At 38.3% G+C, this 16,194-nt stretch carries 11 protein-coding genes; 9 read left to right on the top strand and 2 right to left on the bottom strand.

The features are described from left to right. Nucleotides 1–494 precede the first annotated feature (494 nt). The 4 genes from B4Z47_RS09355 (at nt 495) to B4Z47_RS09340 (ending at nt 7,056) form a co-directional block, all read left to right on the top strand. Nucleotides 495–3,731 carry a SusC/RagA family TonB-linked outer membrane protein gene (locus B4Z47_RS09355; protein ID WP_145330281.1) on the top strand — a complete coding sequence of 1,079 codons (3,237 nt, stop codon included), beginning with the start codon at nt 495–497 and terminating at the stop codon, nt 3,729–3,731. A gap of 13 nt (nt 3,732–3,744) precedes the next feature. Continuing rightward, complete coding sequence (locus B4Z47_RS09350) at nt 3,745–5,235, top strand: SusD/RagB family nutrient-binding outer membrane lipoprotein (protein ID WP_075991327.1); 1,491 nt, start codon at nt 3,745–3,747, stop codon at nt 5,233–5,235. 517 nt (nt 5,236–5,752) lie between these two features. Then, complete coding sequence (locus B4Z47_RS09345; RefSeq protein WP_145330279.1) at nt 5,753–6,040, top strand: hypothetical protein; 288 nt, start codon at nt 5,753–5,755, stop codon at nt 6,038–6,040. Beyond that, complete coding sequence (locus B4Z47_RS09340) at nt 6,031–7,056, top strand: hypothetical protein (protein WP_145330277.1); 1,026 nt, start codon at nt 6,031–6,033, stop codon at nt 7,054–7,056. The genes B4Z47_RS09345 and B4Z47_RS09340 overlap by 10 nt, the downstream gene beginning before the upstream one ends. 198 nt (nt 7,057–7,254) lie before the next feature. Here the strand turns inward: B4Z47_RS09340 and B4Z47_RS09335 are convergent, their stop codons facing one another. After that, nucleotides 7,255–7,902: a hypothetical protein gene (locus B4Z47_RS09335; RefSeq protein WP_286727267.1), complete on the bottom strand. Its 648-nt coding sequence runs from the start codon at nt 7,900–7,902 to the stop codon at nt 7,255–7,257. 31 nt (nt 7,903–7,933) lie between these two features. Further along, nucleotides 7,934–8,524, bottom strand: a complete 591-nt coding sequence (locus tag B4Z47_RS09330; protein WP_145330273.1) for a hypothetical protein — start codon at nt 8,522–8,524, stop codon at nt 7,934–7,936. A gap of 615 nt (nt 8,525–9,139) precedes the next feature. Between B4Z47_RS09330 and B4Z47_RS09325 the strand changes: the two genes are divergently transcribed. The 5 genes from B4Z47_RS09325 (at nt 9,140) to B4Z47_RS09305 (ending at nt 16,153) form a co-directional block, all read left to right on the top strand. Continuing rightward, on the top strand, nt 9,140–9,514 hold the full coding sequence (locus B4Z47_RS09325) for a hypothetical protein (RefSeq protein ID WP_145330271.1): 375 nt from the start codon (nt 9,140–9,142) through the stop codon (nt 9,512–9,514). 14 nt (nt 9,515–9,528) lie between these two features. After that, the gene (locus tag B4Z47_RS09320; RefSeq protein ID WP_145330269.1) at nt 9,529–11,595 is read left to right on the top strand and encodes a TlpA family protein disulfide reductase; all 2,067 of its coding nucleotides are present in this window, start codon (nt 9,529–9,531) and stop codon (nt 11,593–11,595) included. Further along, nucleotides 11,588–14,344, top strand: a complete 2,757-nt coding sequence (locus B4Z47_RS09315) for a SusC/RagA family TonB-linked outer membrane protein (RefSeq protein ID WP_286727266.1) — start codon at nt 11,588–11,590, stop codon at nt 14,342–14,344. The genes B4Z47_RS09320 and B4Z47_RS09315 overlap by 8 nt, the downstream gene beginning before the upstream one ends. 71 nt (nt 14,345–14,415) lie before the next feature. After that, a complete protein-coding gene (locus B4Z47_RS09310) occupies nt 14,416–14,784 on the top strand; it encodes a hypothetical protein (protein ID WP_286727264.1) in 369 nt (122 codons plus the stop codon). A 19-nt stretch (nt 14,785–14,803) separates the two neighbouring features. Then, a complete protein-coding gene (locus B4Z47_RS09305) occupies nt 14,804–16,153 on the top strand; it encodes a RagB/SusD family nutrient uptake outer membrane protein (RefSeq protein ID WP_145330265.1) in 1,350 nt (449 codons plus the stop codon). The last annotated feature ends 41 nt before the right edge of the window (nt 16,154–16,194 follow it).

Here is a 16,194-nt window from a genome sequence, read left to right as displayed (position 1 = left end):
GAATAACATGTTAACGTTTTCTTATAACATTGTTAATGTTTTGTTAATTATGGCTGATTCCGTATAAAATTCTGTTTGAAAATTGTTTGAAGAATTTTTATTCTAAAATGATTCTTTTGTAACAATTTGTAAAATTGTGAACTTATTATTGCGGTATTTCCTGTTTTCTGGAGATTATGTTAAAAAACTTGTAAAAGCAACTTTGGCTTTCTATATTTGACGCCGCTAATAAAAATCGCACTAACTATTATTTACTGTAAATGCTGAAAAGAGCAAATTTTACAGCTGGATATTTATCTAAGGACTGACCCTGCATCTACCTGGGGCCCGCTTTTCCAAAAATATTTTCAACTGTTACTGAATAAACTGCAATAGCATGTTATGTTTTTGCTGTTTATTGTCTAGGCAATTTATGTTTAGACGGTTATGATAACGGATATAATTTATATCAATATATAGGATTAGAAAAAATAATAAAATTAACTAACTAAAACATGAAACAAACATTACTAAGTTTTCTTGTTGGCGGTATGATTCTGACTTCGGTTGCATTCGCTCAAGAAAAGAAGATTAGTGGTCGTGTTACATCTGCTGACGGTAAAGCAATACCAGGGGTGACAGTAGTTGTACAAGGAACTAATCAGGCAACGCAGACTGATACTGATGGTAATTATTCATTGAATGTACCGGCAGGTAAGGTTGTCGTATTCCGTTCCGTTGGTTTTGATGATAAAACTATTATTGTTAATAACAACAGTACGGTATTCAATGTCTCTTTAGTAAATCATGACAATGCTTTGGAAGAAGTTGTTGTTACAGCAAATGCAATTAAGAGGGAGAAACGTTCGTTAGGTTATTCTGCGCCAACAATTAAGAGCGACGAATTGACAGAAGGCCGTAATTCGAGTGCGATCAATTCTTTAGCTGGTAAAGTTGCAGGGGTAAACATTACCTCTACATCAAATTCTCCAGGTAGTTCATCTCGTGTTGTATTACGTGGTGGTTCTTCTATTGCTGGAAATAACCAAGCACTGATTGTTGTTGATGGTACGCCGATTGATAATACAAGTAAAGTTGGTGGATCAAGTGATCTTTCAAGTGTGGATTTTGGTAACCGTGGTAATGATATCAATCCGGATGATATCGAATCCGTGACCGTATTAAAAGGCCCTGCGGCGGCGGCATTGTATGGTTCAAGAGCTTCGAATGGTGCGTTGATCATTACAACGAAAAGTGGAAAAAAAGGTGCGAAAAGTGCCATTACATTTAGCTCCACCAATACATTGTCTTCTATTTTGAAGTTACCTGAATTTCAAAATGAATACGGACAAGGCTATGCTGCATTTGATGAAAAGACAGGAGCTTTTATTGATTATGTGAATGATCCGAGGGAAAATGGTTCGTGGGGAGCTCCTTTTACAGGCAATGTTCAAGAATGGGGACAGGCGATAGATGGCGTTCGCCAGAAGAAAGCTTATTCTGCAGTAAAAGATAATGTACGCGATTTCTTTGATCTGGGTATTGCTTCTGACAATAACCTTAGTTTTTCAGGCGGTTCAGAAAAGTCTACATTCTATCTGGGATTAAATGCCTTGAATTCAAATGGTGTTTATCCTGGGAAGAAAGATAACTACAATAAATATGGTGTCAGATTTAATGGAACCACGGAATTCTCTGATAAATTCAGTGCCGGTGTTTCTGTAAATTATAGCCGTATTAACAGTAACAATGTCGGTGGTGGCCAAGGTGGCGGTTCTGTTTATAACAACCTATTGCAGACCCCGCGCGATATTGATGTTAAAGGATTGAAAGATCTTTCAAATCCGTATAATGCGTATGGATATACGGATGCAAACGGTGTTTTGCATGATGATGTATACGGTTATTACGGTGCTTATACCATGAACCCTTATTGGGTATTAGCGAATTATAATAATTACAATGATGTGAACCGCATTATGGGGAACTTCAATGTGAATTATAAGCCGACCGAATGGTTAACATTTCAAGAACGTGTAGGTTTAGACAATTATACCGATCGTAGAAGAGCGCAGTCTCCAAAATATAGCTACCTGCCTGCTGATAACTCTACAGGTAATTATGTGAAAGGAAACGTTCAAACGGATCCAGGAAGTTATAGAATCGATCAATTTAATGTGAATGAAATTGTACATGATTTCATGGCAACCGCTACTCATAAATTTAATGAGGACTGGGATGCATCATTTATGATTGGTAATAATATTCGTCAACGCAAAACTTCGAATAATAGCACTGCTACCAATTCAAGTGGAGGACTTGTAGTACCAGGTTGGTATAATTTAGCTAACTCGAATGGTCCATTGGATCTAATCGAAGATACTTGGAGCAATCGTCGTTTAGTAGGTGTTTATGGAGATTTGAATGTTTCGTATAAAAATATAGCTTATTTACAAGCTACAGCACGTAACGATTGGTCATCCACTTTGCCAAAACAAAATAATTCTTTCTTTTACCCAAGCGTAAGTGGATCATTTGTTCTATCTGAATTGTTTAAACCTGAATTGAAGAGCAAGTTCAATTATGCCAAATTACGTGCAAACTGGGCGCAAGTTGGTTCAGATACAGATCCATATCAATTAATTACAACGTTCTCTAGAAGTACGATTGCTGGCGGTTTTGGTTCAACAACTTTTCCATTTGGAAACGTATCCGCGTTGATGTCAAGTAATACAATTGGAAATGCAGGTTTGAAACCTGAAATCACAACATCATTCGAAGTAGGTGCTGAATTAGGTTTCTTAAATAATCGTCTTTACGCAGATTTCACTTATTACAAAAATAATTCGAAAAATCAAATCCTAAGTATTCCAATTCCAGTTTCAACAGGTTACGGATTTGCCTTGGTAAATGCTGGTAAGGTCCAAAATAATGGTGTTGAATTGACATTGAGAGGAACACCGGTGAAAACAGAGAATTTGACATGGGAATTGTTTGGAACATTCACAAAAAATAACAGTAAAGTTATCGAATTGATGCCCGGTGTAGAACAGGTTTCTGTCGGTGGTTTCTCTGGTATGAATATCGTGGCAGCGGTAGGTCGTCCATATGGTGAGTTTTATGGAGTTACAAATGCTACGGACGCTCAGGGTCGTACGATTGTAGATCAGGCATCCGGTATGCCATTAGCTACTGAAAAACCACAATATTTAGGTACCTATAATCCAGATTTCCAAGCATCCTTGGGTACTAACCTGACCTACAAAAATTGGTCAATGAGTGCTTTATTTGATACAAAACAAGGCGGTGTATTCTTTTCAAGAACAAAAGATATCATGGCTTTCGTTGGAACATCTGCTGAAACCGGTGGTGAGCGAATTGCACAGATTTTCCCAAATTCTGTCTACTTGGATGATAACGGAAACTCTATTGAAAATACATCGGTAACCTACGATAAGCAAAATTACTATGGTTCACTGGAGTCTGGAATGAATGTAGTGGACGCAACTTACATCAAGCTTCGTAACTTGACACTGAGCTATAAATTCACGAAAAATCAATTGAAAAACACGCCTTTTGGAGCTGCTTCTATTGGTTTGTTTGGAAATAACCTGTTTATCTGGACGCCAAGCGAAAATAAATATGCTGATCCGGAGGTGAATTCATCAGGTGCTGGTAATGCACAAGGTTTTGATTTTACCGCACAACCTTCACTGCGTAACTATGGCATTAATGTTAAAGTTTCATTTTAAAAGCGAATAAAGTATGAAAACTATAAAATTTAATAATACCAAGAAATTCCTAGTTGTGGCTTTAGTTGCGACAATGGGCTTGACTGGATGTAATAAATTCTTGGATATCAATGAGAATCCAAATAACCCGGAGTCAGCAACACCTAGTTTGTTATTGCCGACAGTAGAAGCCTCAATCAGTCAGGTGGTTGGAAATTCTTTTCAGGTATTTGGTAATATTTGGGGACAGTATTGGACACAAAACCCAACGTCTTCTCAATATAGAGTTATCGATCAGTATAGAATCACCAATACTTCTATGGATAGAGTTTGGGGTAATATCTACAGGGGAACTTTAAACAACGCTGAATTGATTATCAATTCAAAAGTGGCGGATAACGAAAATTATAAAGGTATCGCTCACATTTTGAAAGCTTATGCATATCAGGTTGCAACCGATGCTTTCGGGGATATTCCGCTTTCTGAAGCATCAAAGGCTGATGGAAATTTGAGTCCAAAATATGAAGCTCAGGAAGTTGTATACGATTCAATTTTTAATTATATTGATAAAGGACTATCTTTACTAGCTGTGAAACAAGCCATTCCAGTAGCAAGTCAGGATATGATTTTCAATGGCGATCTTGAAAAATGGAAGGCTTTTGCTAATACCTTAAAATTAAGAGCTTATTTACGCCTTTCTAATGTGAACGCAACCAAAGCTGCTGCAGGTATTAAAGCACTTTATGCGAGCAATGCTGTTTTCTTGAATCAAGATGCGACAATCACTTATACAACAACAGGGGGTAATGAAAATCCTTTCTACAATGAAATGGTTGGTTTAGGAAAAACTCAAAATGTTGTAGCTAGTGGAACCGTTGTGCAAGCTTTTGTCAAAAATAATGATCCTCGCAGATTTGCTTTCTATGACAAAGTTGAATACACAGATCCAGAAACGAACGAACCAAAGATACAGGATACAATTGCTTACATTGCTCAAGGGACGTATTCAAGTAATTCAAAAAAATTAGTATCTACTCCTTCTCCAATGGTTGGAGGTAATGCCATGAGTCAAACATCTGCAGTAGCACCAGTAAAACTGTTTTCTGCAAGCGAAAGTTTGTTCTTACAGGCTGAGGCAGTTGTAAGAGGTTGGGGAACGGGAGATGCACAGAGCTTATATAGTGCTGGTATTACAGAGAGCTTTAAAGCAACAGGTAACGCCGCAGATGCTGCCAAATATATTGCTGATGCGCCAGATGCTAAATTCACTGGCGATGTGGAGGCTAAAGTAAAAGCTATTATCACACAAAAGTATTATGCAATGTGTGGTTTCCAAGGCTTCGAAGCTTGGACTGAATGGCGAAGAACGGGGTATCCAACCTTCTTTGTTAAATCTGCAGCTTCAACTTTAGGTGAAGACAGAATGCCTTTGCGCATGCCTTACGCACTTAGTGAAGCAACAACAAATAGCAATTATCCAGGTAACGTTGTAATCTATACACCGGTATGGTGGGACGTTAAGTAGTCTCTTAGATTATATGCTTGTGGGAGCGGCAATTTCGAAAGAAATTGCCGCTTTTTTTCGCTATAAATAGCAGGGATATCCATACTTAATTTTATTGGAAAAATTTGGGGTTGAGCCCCGACATATTTTCTGGCTCATCAAAAAACACAAGGAAATCCCAATTATTTTACTGTGCTTTCTATAATATCCTGTTTCATCCATGTTTAGTTTAATAAAGGTGACTAGGTTTGTTTTATTCAAGAGAATATTTGAATAATAGATCTCGAAAGTGATAGTTTTCTGAAAATTATCATTTTGTTGTTAGGAAGGCCAAAAAAAGTAAATAATGTACATTACAACATCTCTACCGAATGGTTGAAAAAATAAGTAGCTCTTATTTTTTATGATTCTAGTTAAATAGCTAAAAGCTCCGATTAAAATATTCGGTACGGTTTATCAGTACACACTTTTGTGTAGAATTAACCAATAGGCATATAAAATGTATTTAAAATTAGTATGCTTGCAAACTTATATAAAAATGAAAAGATATTTGATGTTTATTGCACTGCTAGGGCTAGGCTTTAGCGCGTGTAAGAAAGAAGAAGCCGTAAAACCTAAAGAAGAGACTATTGTAATTGATGGCGAAGAATTCGGAAAAGACTTTGTTTACACCACTACCTCGAAAATACTGAATATACCAAAAGACAGTATTCACTACAATTCAAAGACTCACACCTTGAACATAGACTATCTCAATTTTTCCATGAATATGGACAAGTTTGCCACTGATTTAAGAACCGCTAAAGCTGGCAAATTATGGAAATAAGAAGATTTTTTATTGCAATTTTATTTATTTCCTTATGTAATTTAGGATTTGGACAACGAATTAGGTTAGAATCGGCTGGGCTTACAAACGTTTCTTTTAAAGGAAACGTCATATTTTTAAAATATAATGCTCCTACCGCTATGAGATTTTATTTCATGATGTCCAAACCAGCAATTGCCCCTTGGTCTGGCTTACCTGTGAAAGGAGAAGCTAAGTTATTCTACTATAAAGATAATCAGGAGGTTGTTTTGGTAACGGCTCCTTTCACTAATGCTGATTGGCCGTCTGGAGGAACATTTTCACAAATGATTCAGAAAGATTTTACAGTTCCAGCAAATACTGTGACAGTTAGTAATCCAGTTGTGGATGTGCAAGCTAGGTGGAGATATTATAAAGAAGGCTATCCTGACCCTGAGACTACAAATGGATGGACCGAGTGGTATTACGCTAGCACAAGGCCTTTTGCTCTTAATCCAGATGAAATTCCTGCTTCCAGTTTTAGCGGATCAAATTCCACATGTGGAGAAAGTGTTTACACAATTACAAATCCTTATAAAGTAACTCTTGAAAACGCAGCTGGTATTGCTACATTGACATCATTAGGGAATAATCAGTGGAAAGTCATTAGGATTGGAAATGCTGTAGGAACGGTCATCCTTAGATCAACTTATGAGGGAAAAGTATTCAATTATCCTATTGAAGTAAGTTCTGAAATGAAAGGTACAATAGATGGGCCAGTTGGAATCAAGCAAGGATGGAATGATAATTACTTCTATTTTAAACCAGAACCTGGTATGGATTATACAAACGTAAATTGGTCGGTAGATTCACCTCATCTAATTACCACCCAGGTAGATAAATATACTTTTAAAATTTCAGTTCCGACAAATTATCCTTTGATGGACAAAGGAAGAGGAGACGATGTCGAAATCTATATTAGATCGAATGGAGAGTGTGGTGTAATGGAAAAATCTCGTATATTAAGAATATTACCAGCAAGACCTATTAAAAACTAGAATATAAAAGCCTAGACTAAGACTCTAGGTTTTTTTTGTATTTTCCCTAAAACCTATCAGATCTCTTTCGTATGCTAAATTTGAAAATGATAAAGAGCAATGCATCTTAATAAACCCTAGTTTTCTAAAGAACTTCGGTTTAGGGATTTATTTTCTATGGTAACTTTAGATGTTCGATATTTTGAGGAGATATTTTTATTAACTACTTTTCTGGTAAACAAACCGCCCGTTCTCATCTTTCTTACTTGTCAGTTTAGGTGTTCCTTTTGTACCTTTGCATGCCTTTAATGCATTCGCAAGAAACAATGGACGTATTGTGCTACCAAGTTCCTTCTCATAGTCTTTGAGAATTTGTAGCGCATTTTTATTTTCGTTAAAGTATCCTGTGGAAATTTGATGAAATACCCAATCTTTAACAGATTGTTCCGATATTATACTTGGGGATTGAAGTAATACATCTTTTCGTTCAGCAGATAAGTCGCCTAAAAGTTCTGTTCGACCATCTTTGAAGAATTTTTCAGCTTTATAAACAACTGGAGCCGATTCATTCCTTGCTACAGATATTTGAATTGTATAATCTATTTGAGTTATATCTGGAACTATTTGCTCAATGCTACAATCGAAAATCTCACGGAATATATTATTAAATGGCACGGAGTAAATTAAAGTATGGGTGGGATCTTCAGCGTCACGAACATAAAAGTCGCGTTGGCCCATGAGAAAAGATAGCTCGAATTGACTATAACCTCTTTTCTTCCTCAAAAGAAATACATTGAGCATTTTTTCGACCTCTATTCGTGGCATTGTAGTAATGTTAGTTATTTCAAATCTAAGATCAACTTGCATAAAATTGGCCATTTCTTTGACCACAAAGATACTAATCCTTTTTGTGTTTACTGACAAGGATGTATGTATTAAGGTCTCCTTTAAGCACTATTTTGAGTCTTTTACCGTTGCCCTTTACAGCGCGTTCTAATGGACGGGTAAAGTCTTTTGCTTCCCAATTTTGATTTTGGACTTCATTGGCTTTAATCACAATTTCATTTAGGGTCTTTGCTTTTCTGAAAAAAGTTTGGTCTTCCATTAACGCATTTAGGGTAGGCGCTGGACCCGCACCAGGTGGGATAGGAGGAACTTCTTTGAGAACTTTATCATTAGATAAAATTTCTGCGGGATAGAAGTCATATATCCTGTAATCTGTTTTGATGATAGAGCTATCTCCTGAATCCTTAAGTTCTTGTTGCCTCATTTTTGCAATTTGAGAAAAGTATATAGCAATTTCACTCAAAATCTCATCATTGTATTTTGAGTTATGTGCACGACTTTCAATATGTCCAATATATTTCTCTCCTTTCTTTAAAAAGTTTGAAAGCTCTTCTGCAACGATATTTAAATCTAATCTTATACGTCTTACCTGTATAATCAAATAAAGCTCTATAGGAAATAAAAACCAAATATTTGTAGCCATAAATAAAGGAAGTAATAAGATATCCTTATGCTTTATGTCTTAAATAATTTGATTTTTAAATTCTATTTTATTATCTTTGTTTTAGAAAGATATTAGATCAGTCATCTATAGTTTAGGTGTTTAAATCAAGAGTCTTGCGCCTGTAATTTCTCACGCCACAACGCAAGGCAGTAGTTTAAATACCCACGTCTATACTTTTATGCTATATTTGCATGTAAGATAGATGTGGGCGCTACTGTAAATCCGTGTTGTGTAAGGCGTGAGAACTTTATTTCAGGTACGGTTTGTAGCCCCACATTTATCATTAGGAAACCTACCGACAAGACTCGTTACCAATAAACGAGTTATGAACAAAAAACAAAGATCAAAAAACATCATCACTGCCCCCGAGTAGCTCGGCTGGTTTGGCCAAATAAGATTTGGCTTCTCTCACCATGGAACGCGTAACGCCAATATTATACACCTTTGTGATCCCTCAATCAAACGCGCTCTGGCTCCCAGAATGAATTAATTATTACTAATGTGAACTGAGTAACATCAGGCTCCCAATAAAAAGCTGATTTCGATCGGAAGGGGCATGCTATGTACTTTCGGTTATGATTTATCTACTGAAAAATGAACAGGATTTTAGCGCTACAATTTGCTTTTGATCGTATGATTTATGATGTCCATTGCCTCGATTATGACCCTATAAAGGAGATTGAGACATTCTGGAATCACTATGCGCTGGAGACTGTATCTGCTAATACTTCGGAACTATTAATTGCTTATGTTGATGGTGACGTGAAGAAAAATAGGCTTCTGAAAGATGAGGAAATACAAGAATTTGCAACTGCCTTGTATCGCGTATTGATTGCTTATTGTATCGCCAATCATCACCATATAGACCTGAGTACAGTACAGCTGTCTGCAGAAGCAAAAGAGCGCATCGGAAAAGAGCTAGAGTTGAGCAGAAAGGTCGCTGAGTTTTTCGGTCGGTTATCGAAGTAACCACTAACAAAAAAATGATGAATACCCTAAAATTAATAACCTTTTTAAAGGCCTATATAACCTATATCTTTCAAGTACCTGTCAAGCAGTACTTAAGCACAGATATAGTACTATTTACACATCTGTTGCGCAAGAAAATTAGACAAGGAAAAACGTACTTTAAAGGTATTTCGATCCTGCTAAAAAAGCGCTACACGAGCGACTTTCAAAACCTAATAAAGATGGAGGCTTCTTCGGACTTTTGTCTGCCCAACTTCGCCCCAGCTTCTGCCTTTCATGCTATTGGCATCGAGTTTTCATCGGGATTTCATCGGGCCACACCGATCAAAACCCGATGCCGACCCGATGAAAATCCGATGAAACGTAGAAATTCGGTAGTTATTGGTTATTTAACGGTTGACTATACGTTCGCACAAGAAACACACAAGCTTGACTATAGCGCGACCCTAGGTTCACCCTTGCTAAGCCCTTGTTATACACAAGGACAACTAAACGATTGCACAAGTCCCACCCAACAAAAGCAAGCTTTTCAGCAGGTGGGAGAGTCTAGATTGACTTATGGAGTAGAATCTGAACGATCTGTTTTAAGGTTCTTTAAGTCGATCTGTAAGGCTTTGGAGTTTCGAGCCAATACTTTGCTTGGATCAATAGGCTTAGTTGTTCAGCGGGCTTTAAAATGCTTTTTATTCGTTGCATATTATAAGCGTGCGTATCGCATGGTTTTAACATGGATGTTTTTATGTTTTGTTTCTATGTTTAGTTTATCAGCTCAGACCCCCCGCAAGGACAGCGGGGCCGATGGGCTTTCAATCAAATCGCTGGAAGTAGGGAGCATTATTGAAAATCAATTATGGAATATGCCATTGAAGACTATCGATCACACTAAAGTTGAAAAAACAATAACATTGCAGAAGTATCGCGGCAAGAAACTTCTTATTCTGGATTTCTGGACAGTATGGTGTGCACCATGCATTCGTAAACTGAAAGAGTTATCGGCCAGTCAAACACTGATAGATACTAATGCGGTAGTCATACCCGTTACCATAAACGATGCACATGCAGCAGGCCGGATACTACAACAGAATAATATTGGTTTTTCTTCCATCTACGCAGATTCTCTCCTGAGAAAATATTTTCCCCATGTAAGCGTCCCTCATCAGATCTGGATCAAAGATGGTCGGGTAGCCTATATTACAGATGGAAACCTCACTTCCGTTGCCAATATAAATAAATTGGTGCACAACAAACCTGTTCAATTGCTGCCAAAGAATGCGGAAATAAGTCGCGAGGAACTACGTAATCTATCTAAGCCGGATATAGACTCAAATAGAATTGGACAGGTGATATTAAGTAGTGTGTTTGCTAAGTCTTTGCCATACAGTGTTTTTGCAAAATTCGATACAAAATATTCGCTGACTTTATACAATCATTCTGTTTTAGGTCTTTTGCTTTATGCGAATCGTAAAGAAATTCCTTTCGTAGGGATGCGTAATCGGGTCATATGGAACGTAGCAGATTCAACGCGGTATTGGATGGAATTGCCGGTAGAGCTTATCAATACAAAGAAGTATGAAAAGGAAAATGCATTAAGAGCTTGGAAAAGTTCCAATTTATATTGCTATTATCTTAAAAGTAACGAGATGCTGGACGAACAACAGAAGACAGATCTATTAAAATTGGATCTAGCTAAATTGCTTGAACTAAAATTTAATGCCCGATCCTACGTTGCGACAAGCAGGGTAGAAGCTTGGTGTCTCTATATTCGGGATGCAGCTGTCTTCAAAAAATGCTACAGTAAGAGTGGTGCTACAGGAAAAATAAAAGCTGACAAGGGCTATTTTAGTTTGGTCAATAGACCTCTGCAATCTTTGGTTTCCTATCTAGCCGATAATAATTATAAAGATAAATTGCCTGTTACTGATGCTACTGGTTATGCGGGGAATGTCAGCATGGATCTTTACGCTGATACAAAAAACCTCTGCGCAGTTGATGCTGCTTTGCAACGTTACGGCCTGGGGATAAAGAGAGATACAATAGCCTTGCCTATGCTGGTGATAGAAAGGAGGGGCGATCATGATTAATCGTTATTGTATACTTGCTTTCCTCGTTCTAATTACATTTTTTACTGCCAAGGGTCAATCATCTATTAAAGGGAGAGTTGTCGACGAAAAGACGCAGAAAGGTATTGCAGGGGCCACTATCAAGGCCGATCATTCGTTGGTACTGGCAAAAACGGACAGCGAAGGTGCTTTTGTTTTTTCTTTAAAGACATACGATACGGTCTGGATTTCATCGGTTGGGTATAAAGCAAAAAAGCTTGCTATTAAGCGTGAACAGAAAAATGTGTTGGTCAGTCTGATGCCCGAATCGGTGATGATAGAGGAGGTGCAGATCAGTACCGGTTATTATTCATTACCAAAGGAGCGTGCTACAGGTAGCTTTGATTTTATCGATAGAAAGACATTGCAGCGGAATACTTCTTCGGCGATACTGGATCGATTGGAAGATATTGCTCCTTCACTTCAGTTCGACAAAAGAAAAATAGGTCAGATGAACAGCGATAATAACCGGACTGCTATGCGCCTTCGTGGTACCAATACAATCTATGCCGATGGTTCTCCTTTGATCATATTGGATAATTTTCCGTATGACGGTGATATCAATGGGCTCAACCCTAACGATATTGAATCAATAACGGTGCTTAAAGATGCGGCTGCGACGTCTATATGGGGTGCAAGGGCTTCAAATGGTGTTATTGTGCTGACTTCAAAAAAAGGAAAGAGAGATCAGCCATTGACAGTCAGCCTAAATGCAGTTAATTCTTTTTCTCCTAGACCGGATTTGACGTATGGTAAGGATTTTATTAATGCCAAGGACTATATTGATTTGGAGAAAGTTTTTTTTGAAAAGGGAATATATGATGCACGGTATAGCGATGCGAGCAAATCTCCATTGTCGCCGGTGGTTACATGGCTATATCAGCATAGGAATAATAAGATTAGCGATACCGATCTGGACCAGCGATTACGTAGTGCCGCACAGATAGATCTGCGCGATGAGGCGAAGCGGTACCTTTATAGGTCTTCCTTTTTGCAGCAATACAATGTAAATATGCGGGGCGGTTCTTCGGATCTCAGTTATTTTTTCTCTGGCGGATGGGATGGACAGCGTCTCCATGATATTGGCAATAGTCAAAAAAGAACCACCTTTTCATCTTCAGTCAGTTATTATCCGATAAGTCAGCTGAAGTTTGATTTTGGATACGGCTTTATTGCAAATAACAATGTGGCTAACACGGTGGATTTTAGAAATTTTGATTACCTCTATCCTTATATGTCGTTGAAGCAGGAGGACGGAAATGCACCTGTTCTAAGGGATTATAACTTAGAATATGTAGCGGAAGCTCCAACTTCAGGATTGCTAGACTGGAACTATAGACCATTGGATGAGCTCAATCTTCAAAGTAAGCGCTCCGGCATGAATGAGAATAGGTGGTCTTTAGCGATCAATTATGGAATTGTCAAAGGAATACGCTTGTCTCTCAATCTGCAGTCATTGATGGCATCGACCAATTATCGCAATCTGGAGAAAAAGGATGCTTATTATGTACGGAATTTGGTTAATCGCTATACACAGGCCGATGGGAGCCGGGTGTTTCCTTATGGAGATATACTCAGTCAGAGCCGGCAGCAACTGACCTCTAAGTCTGGCAGACTGCAGCTTGATGTCGATCGTCAGTTTGGATCTCATCGTGTTGTATTTCTTTCAGGCATGGAGCAGCGTGAAGTGGTCACTAAGCTGGATGATTACACACTGTATGGCTATAATGATGAATTGTTAACATCACAGATGATACTTGATTATACTAAGGTTTATCCACTTCGCCCGCAGTCTTCCGGAAGAATTCCTTTTCCGATGAGTACGCTTAAAGAAAATATTGATCGATACCTGTCTTATTATGCCAATTTGGGCTATGATTGGAAATCTAAATACCTGTTGTCGGGGAGTGTGCGCTGGGATGCTTCCAATCTGTTTGGCGTCAATACCAACCAAAAGGGTATTCCGCTCTGGTCTGTTGGTTTAGCATGGAATATGGGCGACGAAAATTTCTTTAAAAACGATGTTGTTCAGCAACTGAAATGGCGTGTTTCCTATGGCAAGAACGGTAATATTGACCGAAGTATGACTGCCTATCCTACAGTGTCATATAGTGTCAACTCATCGACCAATTTACAGCAGGCCTTGGTCACATCGCCAGGTAATCAAAATCTGCGCTGGGAAAAAGTGGCGACGTTAAATGTGGGAATGGATTTCAGGATCAAAGGAAAATTTAGAGGATCAGTGGATTACTATCGAAAGAAATCGGATGATCTTATCGGTATTGATCTTATCGATCCCACAGTGTATTATGGAGGTTCTCAGGCTAAGTTAAAACGTAATTATGCGAAAATGGAAACTGCTGGAATGGATCTGACTTTGGGCTATGGAGAAATAGGCAGCAGAATTAAATGGTCCAATGAATTTTGGTTATCGAAAACTAGCAACCGGGTGACCGATTATTATGGTGACAACACTATTACTGTAATGGGCTATACAACGGGTATGGATAAGCGTCCAATAAAAGATAAGTCACTGGATGCGCTGTATAGCTTGCCTTGGTTCGGTCTTGATCATACTACCGGCAATCCCTTGGTGATCAATGATGGCGTAAGGAATACCGAGTATACCAAATATATAAATAGTTTATCAATGAATGACCTTGTTAACCATGGCAGCAGTGTGCCATCTGGACTGGGGCTTGGAGAAATAATTTTAGATGGAAAGACCTAACCCTGAGTTTCAATATCGCTTTTAAATTAGGATACTATTTCAGACGAAATTCAGTGGAATACAGCTTGCTGATGACAAATGGCAAAGGCATGCACGAAGATTATCTCAATCGTTGGAAGCAAGCGGGTGATGAAGCTGTGACAAATGTACCGTCAAATCCTTTTGCAAATATTGCGAACAGAGATATCGTGTATACGCAGTCTGAGATATTGGCAGAAAAAGGAGATCATATACGCCTGCGCGATATCAGACTAGATTATTCGCTGTCTAAATTGCTACATAATCGCTTCAAGATAAAGGATCTATCAATTTATGGGTATTTAAACAATGTCGGAATCTTGTGGCGCAAAAATAAGCTGGGTTTGGACCCCGATTATCCGTCTGCCTCTTATTACCTTTCACCACGTATTTTTTCTCTTGGAATTAAAATGAGCTATTAACCTTAAATGAACAGAGATCATGAAAGCTAGAAATACACTAACATTACTCTTCGTCTTCTTTTCCATCCTTATGCAGGGATGTAAAAAAGAATGGCTGGAGATCCGGTCATCCAAAGGATTGGTCATACCGAGCACCCTTGTAGATGCAGAAGCTATTCTTAATAGAACGTCTATCATGAATGCCAGCAGAGCCTCGCCGCTGGGCGATATTGCCGCAGGAGATTTTGTGGTTCCACCTAGTTATTGGTCGAGTCTGGTTCCATGGCAGGCGAACGCCTACCTCTGGCGAGATGAAGTTTTTATTGATAACGTTGGGCTGGAAAACTGGGGTAACTTTTATCAGCAAATCTATTACGCTAATTTGGCGCTGGACATCCTGTCAAAAAATGATAAAACCACCGATACCAATAAATTTAATAATATTCGCGGCAGGGCACTATTCTTCCGGTCATGGGCTTACTTTCAATTGGCACAAGTATATTGCATGTCTTACAGCGAACAGAATAAAAGTAAGCGGGGTCTGCCATTGAGAGAGGGAACTGATCTCGATGTAAAATTAGACCGTTCAACGCTAGAACAAACTTATATGCTGGTTAAGACGGATTTGGAAGAAGCGGTATCCTTATTAGATAAAAACTCTGAAAACATTTATCAGCCCAATAAGAAGTCGGCACTTATGATGCTAGCAAGAGTTAATCTAATTATGCAAGACTATAAGGAAGCTTTAGTTCATAGTGACGAGGCCATAAAGATTGACGGAACACTTTTGGATTACAACAAATTGAATCTTTCCTTGGCCTACCCATTTAAAGAAAATAATACCGAAGTGATTTTTTATGCTTCCATGAGTTATGCGCAGATTATCTCGGATACTCGTATTGATGTAAACGCAGAACTGTTGAAAACTTATGAAGACAATGACCTTCGCAAGAAAGGTTTTTTTAACCTGAAAAACGGTATTTACAATTTTAAGGGTTCTTATATAGGATCTGGTGTTTACTTTGCAGGACTTGCAAAAGATGAACTTTATCTCATTCGGTCCGAATCATATTTGCGAACGGGTGATGCAGACAAGAGTCTGGCGGACCTCAATCATTTATTGATAAATCGTTACTCGGACTTTCAACCTATAAAGGATTTGCCAAACGCCGAGCTATTGAAGCGGATACTCTTGGAGAGAAGAAAGGAATTGCTTTTGCGCTGTATTGCATGGTCGGATCTGAAACGGCTTAATTTGGATAAAGAAACTGCGCGAACAATTACAAGGAGTGTTGAAGGCAGTACTTATATCTTGGAACCGAATAGTGAACGATATGCAATGCCGATTCCAAAAGCTGTAGTTGACCTGGGTAAGTACGAACAGAATTAATTATTTCTAATCAGCTATCTCCCACATATTACGAGGCGGGA

The organism is Sphingobacterium sp. UBA2610 (genome assembly GCF_002339225.1).
Taxonomy (GTDB): domain Bacteria; phylum Bacteroidota; class Bacteroidia; order Sphingobacteriales; family Sphingobacteriaceae; genus Sphingobacterium; species Sphingobacterium multivorum.
Note: the sequence above shows the minus strand (reverse complement) of the source record. Positions and strands in the feature narration are given on the sequence as shown.